Raw genomic sequence first — 6,969 nt, forward strand, 5'->3', positions numbered from 1 at the left:
TGCCCCCTCCCTGCCCCCTAAAATTTGACCCGCAACTGTCCTGTCAAGGAATTACCACCGTAGGCACTTCCGCCAGTTTCTTGATTTCGGACATTACTAAAGCTATAGCCGAGGTCTGCCTCTATATTTGGTGAAACCTTTGCTGTACAGCGCGTTTGATAGGTATAGGCGTTGTCAAATTCTCCTTTAAGTCGCTGCTGTCCTAAGTTAGCAGCGAGGCGACAGCGTAAGAAATTAGCAATATCTCCTTCCCAAGCTACCTCAGCGTTGTAAACCAGAAAATCTGGTGGGGAAAAATAGCCACTTGTGCGTTCTAAATCGCGATCAAAACTCCAACTGAATAAGTTAGCTGCCAGAGAAAACTGTCCGAACTTGCGCTCTAGCCTACTAAATGACTGCACCTCAGAATTATTATCGTTGTAACTACCCAAACGCAATGATGAAAACAAGCTGGTGTTACGGTTAATCTGCCAGTATAAATCAGGCCCAAATCGCCAAGCAGTAATTTGATTGTCTAAAGTTCGAGCATTCGATTTATAAGGCCCTTGTTCTAAATTACCTGATAGTACTACTACCGATAGCAATTGACCGGATGACGAAACTTGCGGCGGCGAAATCGGAACCTCCACCTTAGCATTGAGATTGATAGCTGTAGGTAAACGATTGAACACATCGACTCCAGCTGCTGTTCGCAGAGTCACTTGCCCAATTTTTCCCTGCCATCCAACTTGTAAGGGAAAATTCGTTACTGATTCAACCCCGCGTTGCTCAAAGAAGTTAAAACCTGTCTTGAAAAATATTTTATTGCCATTATTCAATCGAAACTGAACCGTTGGTTCAAAAAAGAAATTGGTTTGGCCAAAGTTGTCTGTGTCATAGCGATAGTCCGTATGAAGACTTTCCAAAACTGCATCCGGCGTTTCTGGTTCAGTGGAAGTTGTTGCTGGGCTAGAATTCTGTGGTGTTTTGGGTAACGCTGACGGTAATCGCAGATCAGGATTGAAGTTTTCGGGTGCCGCAATCAAAATAGGTGTTGGCTTTAATCGATAGGAGAGCGGCATCGAAAATTCTAGTTCGCCCTTAGCAAAGCCAACAGCCAAAGCTCCTGCTCTCAAATCTCTGTGAGTTCTAAATTTTGAGTATCGCTCTGCTGACTTAGGATTTACTTTAGTGACTTGCTCGGTCAATTCTGGAGGTGATTTCCAGGTCTGATGTGCTTGAGCAGCTTGTAACTTAGCTTCTGATAATGCCCAAATACTTACGCTACAGATTACTCCCAATTGAATCTGTAGGCATCCCAAAATCAACTTAGTGTACAAACTATATCGAGAAACAAAGAGATAACGTCTAAAACTATCTGCCATAGGACGATACTATACTTGTAAATCAAAAAGTTGCTGCCAAAGAGTTTTCTGGCTGCTAGCTGATGTATTCAGCTTGGGATTATGATGCCCACAATATATCCTTGTTAAGACATGCCAAAGGAAAAAGACGTAACCAAAGGGATGATTAGCTAAACACAAGTAGTGAAGGGGAAGTGCTTTCTTTCATGCTTAACGATCGCCCGCTACGTACTAGACTTGATACCAAGTCCGGCTAATCACTTTTCATTAAAATCTTTTTGCGTAATACCATTTCTTTGTGAGGCTGCGCCAAACCCTTTTAACTTCTTTCTTTGTGTCCTTTGCGTCCTTCTCTAACGAGACGCTGCGCGAATGCGGTTCGTTTTTCTTTCTTTTACTTAGATTTAGCGCATCTTCATACAGAATTGGTATAAGAACGTCTGCCACACGCTGCGGGATCTTGCTACAGACAACTCTAAACGTCAGCCTAAACAATAAGTTTTTTAAGCAATATGATCTGAGGGGGCATTTAACCCCCTCACTTGTCGCGCAATTTAAGAGTCACCGCCACACCAGAACGGTTGGTGGGATTAGTTTCGCGGACATCTAGATGAAACAGCAAAAATTATACCAAAAGAATAGAAAACCCAACTTGCCGATACCTGATCATCTATTAGTGTTACCTGTCGGCAAATCAGGGTGGCAGATTTCTAAGATTTGGTAGGAATAGTTACTGTGATTTTGACCAACTGCCAACTGTTTTTGTTGAGTCTGCTGTTTCCATCTCAGGAGTTTCAGCATTGTCAACCTCAAGAGTTCGGAGCAGTTCTCGAACTACGTCTGTTGCTGGCCTTCCTGTTAAAGCACAGTAGGATTCAAGTTTCTTCATTTCCTCAGTTGTGAGATTTATTGTCAGTCGTTTAACAGCCCATTTTTTATTCATAATCCTCTTTTTGTCGTTGATATGTTCCTTTTTGCCGAAATCACCAAGTCATTACGATTGCTCCCGCAGTGCATAACCTACACCACGGAGTGTATGAATCAAACGCTTTTCATTATTGTCTTCTAACTTGAGTCGCAAATAACGAATATAAACCTCAATAATATTAGAATCACCCATGAAGTCGTAACCCCAAACTTTCTCTAAAATTTGGTTTCTAGTAAACACCTGACGGGGATGTGAGAGGAGGTATTCTAATAAGTCAAACTCTTTTGCTGTTAACTCAATGCTTCGTTTTCCCCGAAAAACTTCACGGGTGCGGCGATTTAAGCTTAAATCTTCAAATTGCAACAAATCCTCTTCTGTTTCTTGCGTGCGACGGAGATGAGCGCGAATTCTAGCTAGTAGTTCCTCAATGCTGAAGGGCTTAACTACATAATCATCGGCTCCCGCATCTAATCCTGCGACGCGATCGCTCACTTCATCTTTTGCTGTCAACAAAATTACTGGTACTGTACTGCCTGTTGTCCGTAAACGGCGACAAATTTCCAAACCTGTCAACCCTGGTAGCATCCAATCCAGGATCGCTAAATCTGGCGATGAGTCTCGCGCCAGGGTTAAACCAGCAATACCATCATGGGCTACACTTACTTGATATCCTTCGCTATTAAGTTCTAATTCGACAAATCGCGCCAGTTTGATTTCATCTTCCACTAAAAGGATATGTGCTGTCATATTTTTGCTCCTAAAGCAGGTAATGTGAGAATAAAAGTGCTACCATAACCTGGCTCTGCAAGGACGGCAACTTTGCCTCCCATACCTTTGCTAGGTGTTTCACAATATATCAACCTAAGCCTGCTTTGCCAGTCAAACGAGCGCGGGACGGATCAACTTGGTACAAGGGTTCAAAAATGCGAGACTGCTCCGACAAAGAAATGCCATTCAGATAGAAGGGCTATATGTAGGTAAACTGATTGTAAATATACTCCCTTCCCCTAACTTTGATTGAACACTTACACTACCCCCCATACCTTCTACAAGCGTCTTAACAATCGATAAACCCAAACCACAACCCCCAGTAGTATGAGAGCGGGATTCATCTACACGGTAAAATCTCTCGAAGATCCGTGCTTGCTGTTGCAAAGGAATGCCATAGCCTTCGTCACAAACTTGAATAATTGCCTTGTCTTGATGTTGATTTAATTTAAAAATTATAGGTGTATCAGCTTCAGAATACTTAATAGCATTATCAATCAAATTTAATAATACTTGTTTGAGGCGGCTGTAGTCTGCTTTTACCTCAATTGGGTAAATTTTTGACTCGATTGTAATGATGCGATCGCTATAGTTTTCTGCCATCATTATAACTTCTTCAACTAATTCATTTAGCACATAAGATTTCATTTGAAAGTACAAGTAACCACTATCTGCTCGTGCTAAATCAAGTAAATCTTGTAATAAGCGGATAGTTCGTTCAGCTTCCGATGCAGCAGTTTCTAAAGCTTCTTGTTGGGTTTGGGTTAAGTTATTCTGTCTTCGCAAGACGCTTTGCAAGTAACCATGTACAATCGTCAAGGGTGTGCGTAATTCGTGAGAAACATTACTTACAAATTCCCGTTCTTGCTTCCATGACTGGGAGAGACGCGATAACAGCATAGTTAAGGTTTGAGCTAATTCTTTAACTTCGCTTGGTGCATTATCAAGATATAACTGCGCTTGTCCTAAATCTTCAGCAGAAATCACAGAAGCCATTTGATTTAGCTGACGCAGAGGTTGCAAAGAACGCTTAATATAAAATGCGATCGCAGATGTTAATACAAGAATTGCCAAAATACTAGTAATCCCTAAACTCTGCACCATTACCACAAACATTCTTTGTTCGCGGGTAATATCCTTTACTACAAATAATTCACCGAGTAACTTACCCTGCACTTGCACAGAACTACCGCATAAAACAAAGTAGCTTTGGTTCACTTTGTAAACTTGTGGTTTAATCGGCATCTTAGTCAGGGACATTAACTCAGCTACCGTAGTATCAGATAACAAATCCAAAGGCGCAGATTTTACTAAAATTTTATTATCAGGACTTTTTAGCCATAATAATGTGTTGGTATTTGCCAAATTATTAATAGCCTTTTGCAACCCAGTTTCAGGTTGCATCATTTCACTATAAATTTGCACATCTTGCGGCAAGCGTTGGGCGATTTGTTCTATATTATATTTATGACTATCAACTAAAATTTGCTGCATTCTCCAACTAGTCCATGTAGCAAGGCTACCTAATACCAAAGCTGAAAAACCAGCAATACCAACCGTGAGGCGTGACTGTAAGGAAAATGGGTCTATATTTATCCAATTCTTTTTGATTTGCTTCACTGTTCTGGTCGCACTTTAGGTGTAGAAAAAGGCTTTATCAATAAAATAAGACTGCGAAATGTAAAGTTACTGTCAACCACTACATCTTTAGTTATAGCTGATTTGAACTTACCTCTGTCGCATACCTACAATGAAAAGTGCAGCCATTCCAAAAAGATTGCTAAATATTTTTATTTTATTGCCCTCTCAACTTCGTAAACCTTTGTCTAATAATCTAAATGTATTTATTAGTAATTAGATTAATTTTCGCTGAGAATTACCTTAAAATTTATCAAGCATAATTCAGGAGTCAGAATTCAGTTGTCTATTCTGTACGAATGGCGAATGAATAAGTGGTTTTAAAACCCCCACTGATTGATTCTGACTCCGAAGATAGCCTCTTAAAAAGTGAGGCTTAGAGCAATTTTGGATGTCCTTATGTTAGATTCGCTTCTTTATCCTTCTCTATTGCTGGTTCTTGATGCTGTGCTTCATATTCACCAAATTCCTGGATTAATTTTGCAACTAAACCTGTCCAGCCAGTTTGATGACTAGCTCCAATTCCGCTTCCATTATCACCATGAAAATACTCATAGAATAAAATCAGATTTTGCCAGTGTGGATCATTTTGAAACTTTTGTATTCCAGCATAGATAGGACGTTTACCAGAGGTATTTTGCAAGAAAATTCTAGTTAACCTTTGAGATAATTCGGATGCAACTTCCCAAAGTGTCATCATTTGACCAGAACCTCTAGGACATTCTACTTTGAAATCGTCTCCGAGATAATAATGAAACTTTTGTAGAGATTCAATTAGGATGAAATTTACGGGAAACCAAACGGGGCCGCGCCAGTTAGAATTCCCACCAAATAAACCACTACTAGATTCAGCCGGTTCATAATCCACCCGAAATTGCGAACCATTGACATCAAAAATATAAGGATTTTCAGCATGAAATCTAGAAAGTGCTCGAATGCCGTAAGGGCCAAAAAACTCGCTTTCATCCAGCATTTTTTGCAGAATACTTCTGAGCTTATCTCTAGAAACGATCGCCAGTAATCTCCTTGCACCCACTCCTTTTGTTTCCATACAAGCCACATTTTTGCGCAAGTCAGGACGGTTTTGGATAAACCATTCCAATCGCTTTTTAAAACCAGGAAGGATTTTTAAAGTTTCTGGTTCAATAGTTTCAATAGCAAATAGAGGAATTAATCCTACTATTGATCGGACTTTTAAGGTAATCTGCCGTTCAGGTAAATGTAGTACATCGTAGTAAAAACCATCGGAATCATGCCACAAACTGGCTTCCATTTCGCCAATTTTATTCATGGCATCGGCAATGTAAAGAAAATGCTCAAATAACTTGGTAGCAATGTCTTCATAAACAGGATTAGTCTTGGCTAATTCTAGAGCGATCGCTAACATATTTAAACAATACATTCCCATCCAACTCGTACCATCAGATTGGTCAATATGTCCACCTGTAGGTAAAGCTGCGCTGCGGTCAAATACACCAATGTTATCTAAACCGAGAAATCCTCCTTGAAAGACGTTGTTACCCGCAGTATCTTTGCGATTTACCCACCAGGTAAAATTGAGCATCAGCTTTTGAAATACCCGTTCTAAAAACTGTCTATCTGCTCGTCCATAAATCTTTTTCTCAATCTTATAAATGCGCCAAGTAGCCCAAGCATGAACAGGTGGATTAACATCACCAAAAGCCCACTCGTAGGCAGGAATTTGCCCATTAGGATGCATATACCATTCCCGTGTTAAAACATCCAACTGATACTTAGCAAAATCGGGGTCAATCATTGCCAAAGGAATGGTATGAAATGCTAAATCCCAAGCCGCAAACCAAGGATACAGCACTTGCGTCTATTATGAGGTACACTAGATTAAAATATAAATACTTTTAAATGAAGTCATATTCTGCCGATCTACGAGAAAAAATAGTTGCAGCACATCTTGAGAAAAACATCTCAATCAGGAAAGTAGCTAACATATTTTCCGTGTCAAAGAGTTTAGTGCAAAAGCTGGTAAAACAACAAAAACTTGAAGGAGATTTACAATCTAAGCCGCGAGGAAAGCCGCAATTTAGTCATTTAACAAATGCAGATATAGAATTGAGAGAATTAGTTGAATCATATCCAGATGCAACATTAATAGAGTTGTGTGAATTATTTGCAGACAAGACTGGCAATTGGGTAGGTCAAAGTGCAATGTGTCGTGCCTTGCAGAAATTAGGATTAAATCGGAAAAAAAAACAAAGCGGAGTACCCAAGCGGGGACAGAGAGAGTCCTGAATTTAAGATTAGATTATTGGGAAA

5 protein-coding genes and 1 pseudogene are annotated in these 6,969 nt (G+C 40.0%); 1 reads left to right on the forward strand and 5 read right to left on the reverse strand.

Features of this window, described 5'->3' with window-relative positions; translation table 11 throughout:
* Positions 1 to 17: 17 nt before the first annotated feature.
* From F8R90_RS29675 to F8R90_RS29695, 5 genes and pseudogenes are all read right to left on the reverse strand, one after another.
* Positions 18 to 1,364 (reverse strand): hypothetical protein, encoded by a 1,347-nt coding sequence (locus F8R90_RS29675; RefSeq protein WP_196513628.1) that lies wholly within the window; start codon positions 1,362 to 1,364, stop codon positions 18 to 20.
* A gap of 709 nt (positions 1,365 to 2,073) precedes the next feature.
* On the reverse strand, positions 2,074 to 2,286 hold the full coding sequence (locus F8R90_RS29680) for a CopG family transcriptional regulator (protein WP_196513629.1): 213 nt from the start codon (positions 2,284 to 2,286) through the stop codon (positions 2,074 to 2,076).
* Between the two features lie 51 nt (positions 2,287 to 2,337).
* Positions 2,338 to 3,018: a response regulator transcription factor gene (locus tag F8R90_RS29685; RefSeq protein WP_190895472.1), complete on the reverse strand. Its 681-nt coding sequence runs from the start codon at positions 3,016 to 3,018 to the stop codon at positions 2,338 to 2,340.
* A gap of 207 nt (positions 3,019 to 3,225) precedes the next feature.
* On the reverse strand, positions 3,226 to 4,659 hold the full coding sequence (locus tag F8R90_RS29690; protein ID WP_196513630.1) for a sensor histidine kinase: 1,434 nt from the start codon (positions 4,657 to 4,659) through the stop codon (positions 3,226 to 3,228).
* Between the two features lie 415 nt (positions 4,660 to 5,074).
* Positions 5,075 to 6,505: pseudogene (locus F8R90_RS29695) on the reverse strand (MGH1-like glycoside hydrolase domain-containing protein); the annotation flags it as partial.
* A gap of 53 nt (positions 6,506 to 6,558) precedes the next feature.
* Between F8R90_RS29695 and F8R90_RS29700 the strand changes: the two are divergent.
* On the forward strand, positions 6,559 to 6,945 hold the full coding sequence (locus F8R90_RS29700) for a helix-turn-helix domain-containing protein (RefSeq protein WP_196513631.1): 387 nt from the start codon (positions 6,559 to 6,561) through the stop codon (positions 6,943 to 6,945).
* The last annotated feature ends 24 nt before the right edge of the window (positions 6,946 to 6,969 follow it).

This window comes from Nostoc sp. NZL (assembly GCF_015714705.1).
In the GTDB taxonomy this organism is placed as follows: domain Bacteria; phylum Cyanobacteriota; class Cyanobacteriia; order Cyanobacteriales; family Nostocaceae; genus Nostoc; species Nostoc foliaceum_A.